Origin of the sequence: Psychrobacter sp. Ps1, assembly GCF_022129425.1 — a bacterium.
GTDB lineage: Bacteria > Pseudomonadota > Gammaproteobacteria > Pseudomonadales > Moraxellaceae > Psychrobacter.
In genome coordinates, this window is record NZ_JADQAN010000002.1 from 45470 (window position 1) to 60893 (window position 15424).

Annotated in this window: 12 protein-coding genes; 8 read left to right on the plus strand and 4 right to left on the minus strand. The window is 43.7% G+C overall.

Features of this window, described 5'->3' with window-relative positions; genetic code table 11:
• Positions 1–398 precede the first annotated feature (398 nt).
• Together I3249_RS01165 and I3249_RS01170 are read left to right on the plus strand one after the other, a co-directional pair.
• Positions 399–1286 carry a TonB family protein gene (locus I3249_RS01165; RefSeq protein WP_165597462.1) on the plus strand — a complete coding sequence of 296 codons (888 nt, stop codon included), beginning with the start codon at positions 399–401 and terminating at the stop codon, positions 1284–1286.
• Between the two features lie 191 nt (positions 1287–1477).
• Positions 1478–2353 (plus strand): mechanosensitive ion channel domain-containing protein, encoded by an 876-nt coding sequence (locus I3249_RS01170; RefSeq protein ID WP_101206253.1) that lies wholly within the window; start codon positions 1478–1480, stop codon positions 2351–2353.
• Positions 2354–2402: 49 nt separating this feature from the next.
• Here the strand turns inward: I3249_RS01170 and ybeY are convergent, their stop codons facing one another.
• Together ybeY and I3249_RS01180 are read right to left on the minus strand one after the other, a co-directional pair.
• A complete protein-coding gene (gene ybeY / locus I3249_RS01175) occupies positions 2403–3002 on the minus strand; it encodes an rRNA maturation RNase YbeY (RefSeq protein ID WP_238068118.1) in 600 nt (199 codons plus the stop codon).
• A 317-nt stretch (positions 3003–3319) separates the two neighbouring features.
• Positions 3320–4423, minus strand: a complete 1104-nt coding sequence (locus I3249_RS01180) for a PhoH family protein (protein ID WP_179798643.1) — start codon at positions 4421–4423, stop codon at positions 3320–3322.
• Between the two features lie 599 nt (positions 4424–5022).
• Here I3249_RS01180 and I3249_RS01185 point away from each other — a divergent pair.
• The 3 genes from I3249_RS01185 (at position 5023) to I3249_RS01195 (ending at position 8548) form a co-directional block, all read left to right on the plus strand.
• Positions 5023–6351, plus strand: a complete 1329-nt coding sequence (locus I3249_RS01185; protein ID WP_238068119.1) for a UbiH/UbiF/VisC/COQ6 family ubiquinone biosynthesis hydroxylase — start codon at positions 5023–5025, stop codon at positions 6349–6351.
• 167 nt (positions 6352–6518) lie between these two features.
• Positions 6519–7802 carry an FAD-dependent monooxygenase gene (locus tag I3249_RS01190; protein WP_238068120.1) on the plus strand — a complete coding sequence of 428 codons (1284 nt, stop codon included), beginning with the start codon at positions 6519–6521 and terminating at the stop codon, positions 7800–7802.
• A gap of 26 nt (positions 7803–7828) precedes the next feature.
• Positions 7829–8548, plus strand: coding sequence for a hypothetical protein (locus I3249_RS01195; protein WP_238068121.1), 720 nt, complete (start codon positions 7829–7831; stop codon positions 8546–8548).
• A 17-nt stretch (positions 8549–8565) separates the two neighbouring features.
• On the opposite strand, the gene I3249_RS01200 is transcribed toward I3249_RS01195, so the two are convergent.
• On the minus strand, positions 8566–9477 hold the full coding sequence (locus I3249_RS01200) for a lysine exporter LysO family protein (RefSeq protein ID WP_102092960.1): 912 nt from the start codon (positions 9475–9477) through the stop codon (positions 8566–8568).
• A gap of 264 nt (positions 9478–9741) precedes the next feature.
• Here I3249_RS01200 and I3249_RS01205 point away from each other — a divergent pair, with 264 nt between their 5' ends.
• From I3249_RS01205 to I3249_RS01215, 3 genes are read left to right on the plus strand one after another with little or no spacing between them, the layout of a single operon-like run.
• A complete protein-coding gene (locus I3249_RS01205; protein WP_238068122.1) occupies positions 9742–12450 on the plus strand; it encodes an alpha/beta fold hydrolase in 2709 nt (902 codons plus the stop codon).
• Positions 12451–12453: 3 nt separating this feature from the next.
• Positions 12454–13647 (plus strand): patatin-like phospholipase family protein, encoded by a 1194-nt coding sequence (locus tag I3249_RS01210; RefSeq protein WP_238068123.1) that lies wholly within the window; start codon positions 12454–12456, stop codon positions 13645–13647.
• Positions 13644–14459: an SDR family NAD(P)-dependent oxidoreductase gene (locus I3249_RS01215; RefSeq protein WP_238068124.1), complete on the plus strand. Its 816-nt coding sequence runs from the start codon at positions 13644–13646 to the stop codon at positions 14457–14459. Before I3249_RS01210 ends, I3249_RS01215 begins: the two co-directional genes overlap by 4 nt.
• Before the next feature lie 26 nt (positions 14460–14485).
• Here I3249_RS01215 and I3249_RS01220 read toward each other — a convergent pair whose 3' ends face one another.
• The gene (locus I3249_RS01220; protein ID WP_238068126.1) at positions 14486–15379 is read right to left on the minus strand and encodes a phosphatidate cytidylyltransferase; all 894 of its coding nucleotides are present in this window, start codon (positions 15377–15379) and stop codon (positions 14486–14488) included.
• Between the last annotated feature and the right edge of the window lie 45 nt (positions 15380–15424).

Consider the following 15424-nt stretch of genomic DNA (forward strand, 5'->3'; position numbering starts at 1 on the left):
TAGTGAATCTACACATACTGTGCTGCTTGATCATCTGCCGTGCCTAATTAAGACGATGCACAGTTCTGATTGTTGCAAAGTATCGTGCTACTAATGCTATTATGCTAAAGCAGTATATAACAAATACAGTGGCTTCAAAATGAACACATGCGTTTTATAGCAATTCATTTGGTATAGACAGTGTTTCATCTGCCTTGTATATTCTTAAATGCATGTTTTTCAATCAGCGGATAAGGTTACCAATACTGCATGGCAGATGTCAAAATGCCGTCTCAGTGCTTATACTGGCGACATAATTCTATGTCATGTTATGATAGCGCCAGTATAAATCATGCCTATCGTTACAACACTTGTTAAATAGTGCTTTGTACTGATGTGCTCATAAGCTGAGATTCATTGTGGCCTATATAAAAGACTCACAGAGCTATCATTTTTCCGCGCAAGCGCCAAAGCGCGATATAAGTTTGCCTGTTGCTATTGTTATTGCGGTGGCTGTTCATGTGCTGATTATTTTCGGAATTAGCTTCTCTATGGGAAAAGACCCAGCTGCTATGATGCAAGATGTGGCAAAGGCGCTGACCGACAATATGCAGCCCAATGAAGATGCACACTTTATTGCCAACGCTTCACAAGAGGGCGGCGGTACAATAGAAGAGCAGCTCAGACAAGAGAACAATCAGTTAAGTGCAATGTCTGCTGAGCAAATGAGTGAGACTCAAGATATCGTTAATTTACAGCGTAAAGTACGTCAGCAGCGTTATCAAGAGAGTTATCTGCGTACGACGTTAAGTTGGCGTCAGGCCACTGTAGAGTCGGATAATGACAGCGAGCAAGCGCAAGATGATGCAATGGCGCAAGAAGAGCGGCTACGTAAGCAGATTGCCACCTTAGAAGCTCAGCTATCTCAGCGTCAGCAGGTCTACGCAACCAAATCCAAAGTCGTGACGATGGATAGTAATTCGACCACACGGGGTGCGGCAGCAGACTATATCAATACATTCCGTGAGCATGTCGAGCGAGTGGGCAACTTGCATTATCCCGTACAAGCGCGTGCTCAAGGCATTACGGGTGAAGTACGGCTAATGGTTATCATCAGTAACGACGGCAATATCAAAGCCATTCGACTGCTTGAAAGCTCGAACTCTACGATATTGGATGAAGCGGCCAAGCAGTCGGTACGACAAGCTGCACCCTTTGGTAAATTCACCGAAGACATGAACGATATCGTCGAGCTGCGCTTGATACGTACTTACCGCTATAGTGATACAGTCGAAGTAACGTACTAAGGTTAATGTATTCATGCACTAAGAAGATAGGTGCTAAGAAGACAAGCACTAAGAAAAAAGCTACTGAAAATAAAGTTGCTAGAAAGAATGTCACTGAAGACACAACTGCTAAGAATAACGTTTAACGCACTATTTTTTATAATCACAGATACCCAAGTTCATAACACACAGCTATAAAATAAAGAGTCAGTATGGAATTTTTAGGTTTTACCGTCGATGTCGCTACCTTAACGAGCAATGCCCTAGAGCTGGTCATTAAAGTCGCTTTAGCAATACTTATATTTATCGTGGGACGTTGGCTTGCCAAAAAGGCAGTCGCTTTTTCCGATCGCTTGATGACGCGTAGCCATCTGGACGAGACAGTTGCTAGCTTTCTAAGTCGTCTATTGTATGGCGTGCTACTGGTCGTGGTGATTTTAGCTGCGCTTAGCAAAGTCGGTGTACAGACTACTTCGGTCGTTGCGATTTTAGGTGGTGCCGCTGTTGCCGTTGGTTTGTCACTAAAAGACCAGCTATCAAATTTTGCCGCTGGTATTATGATTGTGACGTTTCGCCCGTTTGTGCGCGGTGATTATGTACAGATTAGTAGCTACACAGGTACGGTGACTGAGATTACTTTGGTTAATACCCATCTGACGACCATTAACAATCACGATATCATCATTCCCAATAGCGATATCACGACTTCACCTGTGGTTAATTATACAGCGCTACCCAATCGCCGCGTCGATATTACTGTCGGCATTGGCTACGATGCTGATATCAAAACGGCTAAAGACGTGATGTTAAGTCTGGCAAGAAACAATCCATTGGCTTTCACTGATCCTGAACCTATCGTACGAGTGACCAATCTAGGCGATAATTCAGTCGATCTTACCCTAAACGTTTGGACAACCAATGCCGACTGGTGGTCGATGCAATGCGAGCTACTAGAGCAATTCAAGCAAGCTTTAGATGATGAGAAGATTGAGATTCCATTCCCGCAGCGCAGTGTCCATGTTAAAGGCTTAGACCATATGATCAACCAGATGGGTCAAGCACAAAAGCTACCATTAACTAAAGATTAATGAGTAGCTGCCTAATAGTTAGAAGGCTGTTTAATAAAGCAGTGCTAGTTTAGACATAAGGGTTTGGTAGGTTTAGGCCTGCCAATATCTCAATTTCAAAGTACTCCATCTCATCTTGCTCAGCTTGTCCGAGCTCATGATCAAAACCTAGTAGGTGTAGCACGCCATGCACTAGCAAATGACTGATGTGCTGCGCCACTGTTTTGTCCTGTTCAGCCGCTTCACGTACCATCACTTCATGACAGATAACCAGCTCTCCAAGAGGCAATGTTGGCATCAGCTCAATGACGGCAGCAGGTAATTCGCTTGGATAAGACAAAATATTGGTCGCATAGTCCTTGCCGCGTGCTTCTAGATTTAAAGCACGACCTTCGACGTCATCAGTGATATATATATCCAATGTTTTAGACTTTTCCTGCCACAGCTCAGGATCGATATCTGCAAAATAGGGTAGGGTCAGACCATTATTAATACGACCGTCTATATAATCCAAAGTCGCCATCATGACTGATAATAAATGCTCGCGATTATAAAAAGTATCTAATATTTCATCATCAATACTGTCGGTCGCACTGATATCAAGTGCTGCTAAGCTGGCATGGTTGCTAGCAATCTGGTCGTCAAAATTAGTATTGTCAGGTTGGCTCATATTGCTGTCCTTTTTATTATAAATAAATGCGTTTCTAACGCTGCATCGTCTAGGTTGTTTATTTGCCAGCTCTTTTAATATAAAAGTAGCTTAATTATTGTCTTTCATTGCTAAATTTTTGGCCAATAAATAGAGGCCCATGTATAGAATATATAGAGGCTACTATAGCTAAGTTACTGGTAGGCGACTAGTAGCGAAAGGGCTAAATTCAATAAACTGTTGGTAAGAAAAAACCGGACTACTTTGAGTAATCCGGTTTTCTTATGCAAGATAAATGCTCATAGCAAATGATTGTAATTCAGTGATTAGCTTGATTATTACAGATTGGCTGCTGCATTAGCGACGGCTTGTCTACGCTCTTGTTCTTTAATACGTTCAAACTTACGTTTTTCTTCTAAAGCCATTTGCTCTTCATCAAACACATCATAGGCTTCAACAATTTGTTGTACCAATTGATGTCGTACGACGTCTTTTGAATCAAACTTTGTGATATGAATCTCTTCGATATCCTTTAGAATATCCATTGCTTGTGCCAAGCCTGACTTGTGACCACGTGGCAAATCCACCTGAGTAATATCCCCAGTAATGACGGCACGTGAGCCAAAGCCCAAGCGGGTCAAAAACATTTTCATCTGTTCAGGCGTGGTATTTTGCGCTTCATCTAGAATGACAAACGAGTTATTCAAAGTACGACCGCGCATATAGGCCAGCGGTGCCACTTCGATAATCTGACGCTCAATCATTTTACCGACTTTCTCAAAGCCTATCATCTCATAGAGTGCATCATATAGCGGGCGTAAGTACGGATCGATTTTTTGGGTCAAATCACCTGGCAAAAAGCCCAGTTTTTCGCCAGCTTCTACCGCTGGACGCACTAGCAAAATACGCTCAATCTCATTACGCTCAAGCATGTCGACGGCACATGCTACTGCTAGATACGTTTTACCCGTACCAGCTGGCCCAATACCAAACGACACATCAGAGCTCAGGACGTTTTTTACGTAACGCTGTTGATTGCCCCCACGCGGAACGATGCGACCCTTACGCGTACGCAAACTGATGGGCGTAAACTCGCTAGCCTCATCCAAATCTTCATCATATTCCATGTCATCGTGATCTTGTTCGTCTTCTTCGATGTCTTCATCACGAGAGAGGCTAGATTGGATGATGAGATGCAGCTCTTCTGCACTGATGTCTTTGGTGTTCTGTGCTTCATCTACCATTTTGTAGATAATACGTTCACCGCGTTCGACATTGGTCACATCGCCACTCAGGCAAAAATCGCCTTGGCGCTGCATGATTTTAATATCGAGACGTTCTTGGATATATTTCATGTGATTGTTGTATTCGCCAAGCACGGTTTTTAGCTGTGCTGGGGTCAATGATTCAAACTTTATACGGCGGCTCATGGAATCAGTCAAGCGATTATCCTTTTATTGTGTACCCGACGCTATGATTTGGTTTTAATTGCGTGGCGGGTTGCAGAGATAAAATAGTTAGTGGAATTACAGTGTTTAGGTGATAAAAAGATTGTAGATGATAAAAATGACGGCGTTATTATTGTTGTTTTTGTGGAAGGTAGTAAATAAAAGTAATGAAAGTCTTGCCTTCATTATGGTAGAGAATTTTTAAATTTCAAGCCATACATTAGATAGATAACGCTGTTTTTGTATGCTGATTGCAACTGCTACAACGATTTTCTATAGATCGATTCGATGTTACTATCAGTTCTATATAATTCATCGCTACCCACCATGTGATAGTGCTTTAATAAAATTAATATATTTGGGTTTTATAAATATAAACCTCGTTTACGATGAGAGTGGAGAAACGATTTGTCTACTGTTAAGACCACGGCATAATAGACAATTTGTGGTAATCTATGGGCGATACCATAGGTTGCTGCAACCCATCTAACAACAGTAGTGAAATGATAAAAATTATAAAATAAAGTCAGTGACGAGCGGCTATCTATCACTAATAAATTGCTTGTCCAAAAGATTATAATAGGAAAATCACGATGCAAGATACTGATTCACATTTATCCAATGCTGACAACATACCTAAAAAGTTCGACAGCATCTCTAAAAAGAAAGAAGCGATAACTGACCAGCAAGTGCTTATCGCGGGTGGTGGTCATGTTGGTTTGTCCTTTGCATTGCTATTGGCCCATCACGGTATTGCGAGCACCTTGTTAGAAAAAAACAGCTATCCAACCATCAGTCCAACGGATGATAGTACTCGCAGCCATTATTTAGACAGTCGCAATACGGCTTTATCGCGGCGCACGGTACAAATATATCAAGAGATTGGACTGTGGGATGAGTTACAGAGCCATGCCTGCCGTATCGACACGGTACAGATTAGTGAGCAAGGCAGCTTTGGGCGCGCGCAGCTAAATAAAGCAGAAGAGCGCGTTGAGTCATTTGGGCAAGTCATCGAAAACGCTTGGCTGGGTCGTAAACTTTTATTAGCCGCGCAGCAGGAGCCGTTAATTACCTTGATAGATAATGCCAATGTGACGGCTGTCCAACAGCAGGCAGATAGTGTGACGCTTAGCTTTAATTACAATGATGAAGCCGAAAACGAGCAGCAGCTGCAAGCTAGCGTATTAGTCGCTTGTGATGGGCGCGACTCTACAGTACGCCAATTACTAGATATCGGTACAACCACGTATGACTATCAGCAAACGGCCATCGTCGGCGTAGTAGAGACAGATACGCCACACGAGCATGCAGCGATTGAGCGTTTTAGTCCAGCTGGCCCACTTGCTGTGCTCCCACTGACCGATCCAGAGGGCGATGGCAATGACGAGTATCAACAAGGCTACAGACGCTCTGTCGTATGGGTATGCCCAACAGGTGAAGAAACCAGGTATTTAGAAGACGACGCCCATTTCTTGCAGACCCTACAGCAAGCTTTCGGTCAACGCGCTGGCAAGTTCACAACTGCAGGTCGCCGCGGCGCCTATCCATTGACCCGCGTACTAGCGGATAAGCAAGTAGAAGGGCGCTGCGTCATTATGGGCAATGCAGCTCACACTCTGCATCCTGTCGCTGGTCAAGGCTTTAATCTCTGTATGCGAGATGCGCATGTATTGGCACAGATGCTGAACACACAAATACTCAAAGGCGCAGATATCGGTGATGCACAGTTATTAAAGCGTTATGAGAAAGCACGTCAAACCGACCAGAAGCGAGTGATTCGTTTTTGTGATGCGGTAGTACATGGCTTCACGCATCCTAACCCAGCGATTAAGCTGGTACGAAATATGGCTTTGTTGGCCTTTGATAAATTGCCAAATATTAAACCACTAGTCGCCACTTATGCGATGGGTCTAAAATCATAGTGCTATAGTTAAATCCTCTTTAAAAGAGTGACAGCGTTAACCTCGCTTGAAGTATTGCCTATACAGCTGCACTCGGTTGCCTTGTCCCTCTTTTAAACTGAATCAACTAACTGTAATTAAGATTGATAATAAGCATTCTAATATTGAGCAATATTGAGAGACACCTTATGAAAAACAACCATACGCTGATTATCGGTAGCGGTATCGTTGGGGCAACGCTTGCTTTAAAGTTGGCGCAAGATAAAATGTTAGTGACGTTGATTGATGCCCGTCCTGAGCGCGATGAGTCAGCTTGGCAACATGTACTTAGCAAACGTGATGCACGTGTCTATGCACTTAGTATGGCTAGTATTAATTTGCTTAAAGATATTGGCGCGTGGCAAAAGATTGCTAGCTCTGAGCGTAAGGCTGATTATTCGCAAATGCAGGTATGGCAGCTCAATGGGATGGGTGAGCTATTATTTGGCGAAAGTGAAGATAGCGGCGCTGAGGATAATAGTAGTGAAACTCATGAGCCTATATTATTAGGCAGTATGGTCGAGCCTGCTGTTATCGAGTACGCATTATGGCAACGCTTGCATGAAGCTGATGTTAGTGACTATCTGACCCTTATCGCTGGTCATAAAGTTGTCAATATGGATTGGCTAGGGGTGCAGCAAGGCTACCGTATCACTCTGGACAATGGCGAAGCGATTGATACGCGTCTATTAGTTGGCGCTGATGGGCGCGGTTCATTTGTCCGTCAGCAAGCAGGGATTGGCGTAGATACACTTGACTATAATCAAACTGCCATCTGCTGTGCGATTCAGACTGAGAAACCGCATCAAGCGACAGCACGTCAAGCCATGCTACCAACAGGTACGTTGGCACTATTGCCATTAGCAGATATAACCGATGCTGATAAGACAAATCCGCAGCATTGGCAGTCGATCGTATGGACATTGCCGCGCAATCAAGCATTGGCATTGATAGAGGAAGAAGATCGTTTTATCGCTGATAAGTTAGCAGCTGCTAGCAATTACGAGTTGGGTGCGATTAATCAGATTGAGTCTATCGCTAGTTTTCCATTAGCAGCACAGCAAGCGAAAAGCTACGTCGCTGATAACTTGGTGCTGATCGGTGACGCTGCTCATGGCGTACATCCGTTAGCAGGCCAAGGGTTGAACCTCGGTATGCTGGATGTGCAAGCATTGTCTGAGCAGTTAACGCATGACTTTACCCGTAGTGGCGGTACGCTTTGGGGAAGTAATCAAACGCTACGTCATTATGAGCGTTCGCGCCGTCCGCATAATAGCCTAATGATGCATAGCTTTTCTGCGCTTAACTGGTTATTTGCAGGGTCGCTTGCCCAAATGCGTCCTGTGCAGCAAATTCGTAATGAAGGCATGTACCGAGTCAGTAAAATAAAACCATTGATGCGCTTGTTTGCTAAGCAGGCGAGTGGGGTATAGGATTTTGACTTAGGGATGAGTAAGGCATGAATATTAAGTTATCGACAGTAGTGACAGGTTTGATAAGTGTATTGATACTGACAGGTTGTCAAACGCCACTAAAAAGTAATGCGCTCGATCAAAGTATTGAAGAGCTGCCTATTACGTTAGTACCAGATATTCCAGATTCAGATGGGGATGGCGTACTTGATGATATAGACGAGTGTCCTGAAACGTCAAAACATACGGTAGTCGATGTGAAAGGTTGTACAGTAGTAATTGAGGGAGGTGAGGCACTTGAAATGGAGTTTAGTGGATTTTTTCCATCTATGAGCAGCCAGTTACCTAATATTTATGATATTGAATTTGGAAAAATTGAAGAAAGACTCAGTGAGTATCCAGAAGCAACAGTGTTTATTTTTGGTCATGTTGCATCAAGTGAAATAGATGAGGATGTTTTAGCAAACTTTGGATTTGAGTCCTTACCTCGTCATCGGGCGCTTATCGTCAAAAATATGTTGGTATTAGAACATGGTATTGCTACCGCGCGTATCCATACTTATGACTGCTCAAATAAATTATTAGTTAACGACAACGCTTATATAGATCCTAATTTTAAAGCGCTCAATCTAAAAAATATTGAATCAAAACAGCGCCGCGTAACTTTAATGGCAAGTAGTGAAGTAAGTGACTTAAAGAACTTAGACTATATCTCTTATCAGAGAAAGTATGGGAAATACGCAAAGCATTGTGATCCGTTTAAATAAGAATTGATTATGAGTAACTATCCCAACGCCGAAAAGAACACCATCAGTACTGGCGAGACAATGTTAATCAAAAAGCCAAAGCTAATCGCTAGTGGCACGACTTTTAGACCACCTGACTGCTGAATGATAGGCAAGGTAAAGTCTAAACTGGTCGCGCCGCCAAGCCCAACCGCAGCGGAGGGGTATTTGCGCATAAATACCGGAATAAAGATTAATGCAAAGAACTCACGTACCAAGTCATTAAACAACGCGACACTGCCCCAAACCGCGCCATAAGCATCGGTCATGACAATCGCTGACAGCGAGTACCAACCAAACCCTGACGATAGTGCTAAGCCTTTCGTCCATGACACATCAGTAAATAGTAGTGCAAAGATAAGCCCACCCGCCAATACCGCTAGCGTAAAGATGACACTCATTTCTACGCCGCGTTTATTCAGTAGTACTTCTTTTAAGGTGATGCCCGATCCTTTTAAGCCTATACCGACCAGTAAAATCAAAATCATCAGCATGACAGTCATAGAGTTTTCAGGCGGCATATAATCAGCAGGCAAGAAATAGCCAATCACCATCCCGATCACCACACAAACCACTTGCGCCAAGCTACCTCGAATGCTCACCCGATGCTCTTTAGATTTTACGCTTGGTTTTTTGGCATGCCACGGGCGCAGATGATCGAACAACATCAGCCCAAATAAACCTGAACCAATCGTCAGTATCGATAATACAGTGACATATAAGGCAATTTCACCCAACTGATTACCTAGACCTTCTACCTGAGACAGCTCAATACCGATCAACGCTAGGATAATAAATACCAAGTATGATAGACCTTTGTCGGCCAATTTTGTCATAGTAGGGTTAGACGGAATGGCAAAGCCAATAAACATTGGCATTAATACCAGAACAAGGGTGACTAGGCTTTCCATGATAAAGGGCTCGCAGCATTTTTAATAAGGCGTTTTTAAGAAGCTGAAGATTGTACCATATAAGGTTAATAGTATTGATATGAGCCACTGAGATTCATTGTAAATCATCGCTCATTGTTGGCTAAACTGGAAAAACTGGACGATTATAATGATGTTAATAAATATCTTTTTCAAAATGTTTGAACGTTTTTGAGCGCTTTGTAATTCTTTACCTTATAAACTTTTGTTGCTACATTAAAGTACTGAAAATATTTGGCTAAACTCATGTCGCTATATCAGCTCAAAACTCAGTTTCAAAATCAACTACGCCCGATAAGTAATGCGCTGGTTGAGCAAAATGTTACCGCTAATCAAGTGACAGTATCCGCTGTTTTATTAAGTATCGGTACTGCCTATATCATTGCCAAACCAGCGGCTGAACAGCAGCGGCTGTGGCTTTTATTACCATCATCATTGTTTGTACGTATGGCACTCAATGCCATCGATGGCATGATGGCCCGTGAACATGGCCAGGCATCAACGCTAGGAGCCGTGTTAAACGAGGTAGGTGATATGGTTGCCGATACGGCGCTATTGGCGAGCCTGACCCCTCATATTCTGACCCATCATATCAATGATAAAGAATGGCAAACGTTAATAGCCAACTTGCCGACGAATATATCAACTTCTCAGCATCATATCACTGGTCTGATAGCCCTTAGTATTGGCACCGAACTGTTAGGCGTTACTAGTAATACCATGTTAGGTGTTCGTGCTAACCAAGGGCCTTTAGGCAAAAGCGATCGTGCCTTCTTATTAGGTATGCTTGGTGCGTTTATGGGCATTAGAGCCAAAGCGCCAGTAAGTATTAAAGGGCAGGTGGCTTTACCTGCTATCAGAATGAGTCAATTATTTATATTAACAGAGATAATGCTACTAAAGACCTGTCTCAATCGACTACGTTATATGACAGAGTTATACTTGATGCATAACCCACCTCAGCTGCGATCCGTACTGGGTGAGTCAACAAACAACTCACTATTTCTTACTGTTGTTTTACCAAGTACTTCTACTGATAACGCTCGCCCATTGGAGTTCAAAGAAATGCCAACCACAACCGTTGATAGTCAAAAATTCGAAGAACAGGCCAGTGTTGGTTTTGACTTGCCCGCATCTAAAATCATCAATGGTGAAAGCTGTTATAACGCTTACGACGGCACAGCTATTTATTATCGCTATTGGCTAACGACGCCTTTAGAAGACATGAAAAAATCAGCTATCAAGCAAGCCAACCAACCGTTGCGCCAAGTTATTTTATTGCACCGAGGACATGAGCATTCAGGACGATTGGCAGAGCTAGGAGAGCAGTTTGCAACCGCTGGCTATCAAGTATTTGCTTGGGATGCGCGCGGTAATGGTCGCTCAGGCGGCATCAAAGACCATGCAGAGAGCGTTACCGAGCTTGAGCGAGATTTAGAAGGTTTTGTCCAACTGGTGATTGAGCACACAGGCATTGCTATCGAGGATACGCTGATTGTCGCCAGTAGTATCGGCGCGGTATTGGCAGCAGCATGGGTACACGATTATGCGCCTAATATTCGTGGCATGATACTTGGTACGCCTGCGCTCAGTATTCGTCTGTATCTGCCCTTTGCCATACCATCGCTAAAGGTGGCACGTACGCTAGGTCTGATGTCACGTGTCAGCAGCTATGTTAAAGCACAAGTACTGACCCATGATAAAGACGCGCAGCAAGCCTATAATGCTGATCCGTTGATATCGAATAGTATTTCGACCGACTTGCTCATTGATACTCATGCGACGGGTCAGCGTCTACTCGATGATGCTGGTGCTATCACCGTACCGACGTTTGTCTTGTGTGCGGGCAAGGATTATGTGGTCGATAAGCAGGCTGAGCGGACATTTTATGAAGCGATTAACACACCGATCAAACGCTGGCAGTTGTATCCAGACAGCTACCATGCAATCTTTCATGAAACCAATAAAACCGATGTATTCGCTGACTGTATTGAGTTTGCTGAGCAAGTATTTAGCGCACCAGTCCAAGTCCCTGATCTGAGTACCGCTCACTTAAACAGTGCCAGTAAAGATAAAGTAGACCGTTTGGCGATTAAACCATTCAATGCAAACTTTGCAATTACCCGTTTTGCGATGCAAAAGTTCGGTCATGTCAGCGATGCGATTGCCACAGGGCTGGAGCATGGATTTGATTCTGGTCATTCGCTAGATCATGTCTATTGCAATAAGCCTAGCGGTCAGAATAAGTTTGGACAGGCGGTCGATAAGTTTTATTTAAATAATATTGGCTGGCAAGGTATTCGTATTCGCCGTGAGCACATATTGGAGTTGGCACGCTTAGCACTTGCAGATATCGAAGATAAAAATCAAAGCAGCAATAAATCATACCAACCAAAACTGTTAGATATCGCTAGTGGGCATGGTTTTTATGCGTTTGATTTATTGAAAGAGTTTACAGAATTACATGCTGAATTACGTGATTATGAGATGCATAATATACAGGCATTGCACGCAAAGGCGGAGCGTTTGGGCATGAGTAGTCGAGTCGTGACCAGTCAAAAGGACGCCTTTGATCCTACTAGTTATATTGATGCACATACGAATGACACTAGTACCGATACTAAAAAATCAGATCTTGCTATTGCTTCTGGGTTGTTTGAGTTGTTCTCTGATAATGCGCTACCAGCGACAGCTTTGGCAGGTATTCATGATAGTTTAAAATCGGGCAGTTATCTGATTTATACCAATCAACCGTGGCATCCTGAACAGGAATTTATCAGTAAAACACTAAATAATCACCGTGGCAGTAGTTGGGTGATGCGTTGTCGCTCGCAAGCAGAAATGGATCAACTGGTTGAGCGTGCAGGCTTTAAGAAAGTCACGATGCGTATCGATCGCTTTGGGATATTTACCGTGTCATTAGCGATTAAAACTGCACAAACTGATGATGAGTGATAGATGAATAACGAGCGGGTCAAGCCTTACGAACGTGTGCAGCTTTTTTCAGGGGGCGGCTCACGCTTTGGTTATTATTTGGGCAGTTATGCAGCACTAGCAGCGCATGATTTGACGCCAGACATTATCGTTGGTACTTGCGGTGGGAGTTTGTCTGCTTACTTAGTACAACTTGCGCCTGACCCCAAGGATTTGCAAGCGTTGATGTGCAGCCGTGAGTTATATCGCGTTATCACTGCCATCAGACATGTCGTGCCAGATGAAGCCAATAAACGTCTAAAGCTGCGCTATATGACCCATGCACTCAAACGTTGGCGGTTATCAAAGCAAAAGGATAATGGACAAAGACAACGTCAAGCAGACAGCTACGAGCGACTGTTAAATGAGTTGCAGCAGTTAGCGATGTTTCGTATCGATAACGAGCAGTACTGGCTAGATGAGCTGTCGCAGTTTGCTGCTAGTGATAATGGTAGCGCTGCTGATAAAGCAACACCAGAGATAGCCATCATTGCCAGTCGATTTTATCAATCACCTACTGATGGCTTATGTAATAAAAAACCTGTACTGCAAGAGTTGTTATTTGCACCGCCGCGCTTAGCAAATTTGCCAAACCTTGTATCAGGTCTGGCCGCCGAACAAATGACATCGCCTGCGCATATATTTGCAAACGGACGCATCCATCCATCTGTAAAGGTGCAGACGCAATGGGATTTTGCCCCAGTGATTCGCGCGTCTATGGCTGACATGTACTATCTACCGCCCACACATATCACAGAGCTCGGCTGGTGCTTGGGAGGTGTGATCAATCTGACACCGATTGAGCTAGCCTGTCAGTTGGGTAACAGCGTATTTGCAGAAACCAAGGCAGGTTATGACGCATGGCTGGCTGCTCCCGCGATTCAACGCGTCTTTGGTTTCGATCCCAATGAGCGCTTGGCAGCAGTACACGGTTATCAACCAATCAGCGTGTCGCCTCGCACTGACACCACTAATAAAAACCATCAGCTACATTGGTTACCATTTGCAGATAACGAGCAGCAACTGAGAGGGCAAAATGTGCAAAAGCGTTTTAACCTAAAACAAATGACCGTCGAGCTAATACACAGCGATTACGATGGCTTTGTGCAGCAAATGCAGGCGCAATGGCAATATGGCTATCAGCGTACGGTCGACTATATACAGCAGCATAAATTATGAAGACTCTCGTAGAAGATACCACCGAAACCTATGCACCGCATATCATTATCGTTGGTGGTACAAGTGGCCTTGGCTTAGCTTTGGCGTTGCATCATCAGACGCTTGGCTGGCAAGTCAGCGTTGTCGGAAGTAGCGCCACAAAGATAGCCGACATCAACAGTCAGTATCCGTCTATTGTGACTTACGCTTGTGATTTAACTGATGACACTCAAATAAAAAAATTACTAGAGAAATTATCACGCATACGCTTTGACAGACTGATTTATAGTGCTGGCAGCTATACCAATGAGCGTATCCATCACCTAAATAAAGCCGATAGCGACCAAATGCTAGCAATTAATTTACAGGCGTTTGAGCAGGTTCTTAGATGGGCAAGCAGCCAGTTAAAGCAGCAATATCAGTCATTGGACGCTAGCAAAAGCGATAAACCTAGCATTGTCTGTATCGCCTCTATCGCAGGTACGATAGATTATCCTTATGCCAGCCTTTATGCAAAAAGCAAACGTGCAATGATTGCTACGGCTAGCGCTTATCGAGCAGCACTTATACCTTATAATATCCAAGTAAACTGTATTGCTTCAGGCTATATTGATACTCAAGCGTTACGTGATTTAAACGATGGCGATGCTCGCCATAAGCCATTTATCATGGGCATGCAGACAGCGGTTGATCATATTATGCAAGCGATTGACGATGATGTAGAACTAGCGATATTTCCACGCTCGATGCGCTATATCACGAGTGCCTTAAATTATTTACCAAAGCCTGTGCTCAATTGGATATTGCGCAGTAAGCTAGATAAAGCCAGATGATTTTGCCATCTGTGCTTTTACTAGGTTTAACCAAATAACCAGTAGAGTAGGGTAAATACTGGCACTCCAATCAGTAAACTGTCTATCCGATCTAATACCCCACCATGACCAGCGAGCATCGTTCCGGTATCTTTTACCCCGTGCTGGCGCTTAAAGGCTGATTCTAATAGATCGCCAAAAATACCGCTTACCGCCAAGCCATAGGCAGCTAATAGACAGACCCACCAATCAAAAGGGGTGAGCCAAAGACCTAATACTGTTGCCAAGATTGCCGCAACTAAACTGCCAAAGATAGCACCTTCAATGCTTTTATTGGGGCTAATAGTCGGTGCTAGACCTCGTTTAAACAGCTTACGCCCAAGCAGTCGCCCACATAGATATTGGGCAATATCGTTGAACTGACTGGCAAATAATACGAAGAGTAAAACACCATGTTGTTCGCGTTGCCAGGTCAATTGCTGTAAGACAATAAAGCTAATGATGAGTGAGAGGAAGGTAACACTCAGTAGTAGGTCTAAGTAGTTGAGCCGCGTATAGTGTTGAGTCGGATTGAGAGAGGTCTTCGGTAGCAGGAGCGTACTTGGCTGTAAGCCTTGCGCTTGGAGTTTATGAATGAGCACGGCTTTACTGCGTAAACACCATAGGCGTTTAATCTCGTAGCTACCGCGTAAACCAATTAATATAAAAAATAAAATGAACAGCCATTGATAGGGATATACTTGCAAATGAGAACCTTGCGTATCGTTCGTTATTTTTGCAATAACATAGCAAGTGCAGAGCGCGGCTAACATCAACCACCACGAGCGTGCTATCAGGTAGATTTTTGGCAAACGTTTGCGTAGACGATGTACGGCAAGTACACTCCAAGCCAAGCTGACAATTATCATCAGGACAATTACAAACACAATATCAGAAGCCATGCCGTGGACACTCAAAGAAGAGATAATATTTTAAGCTATCCATAA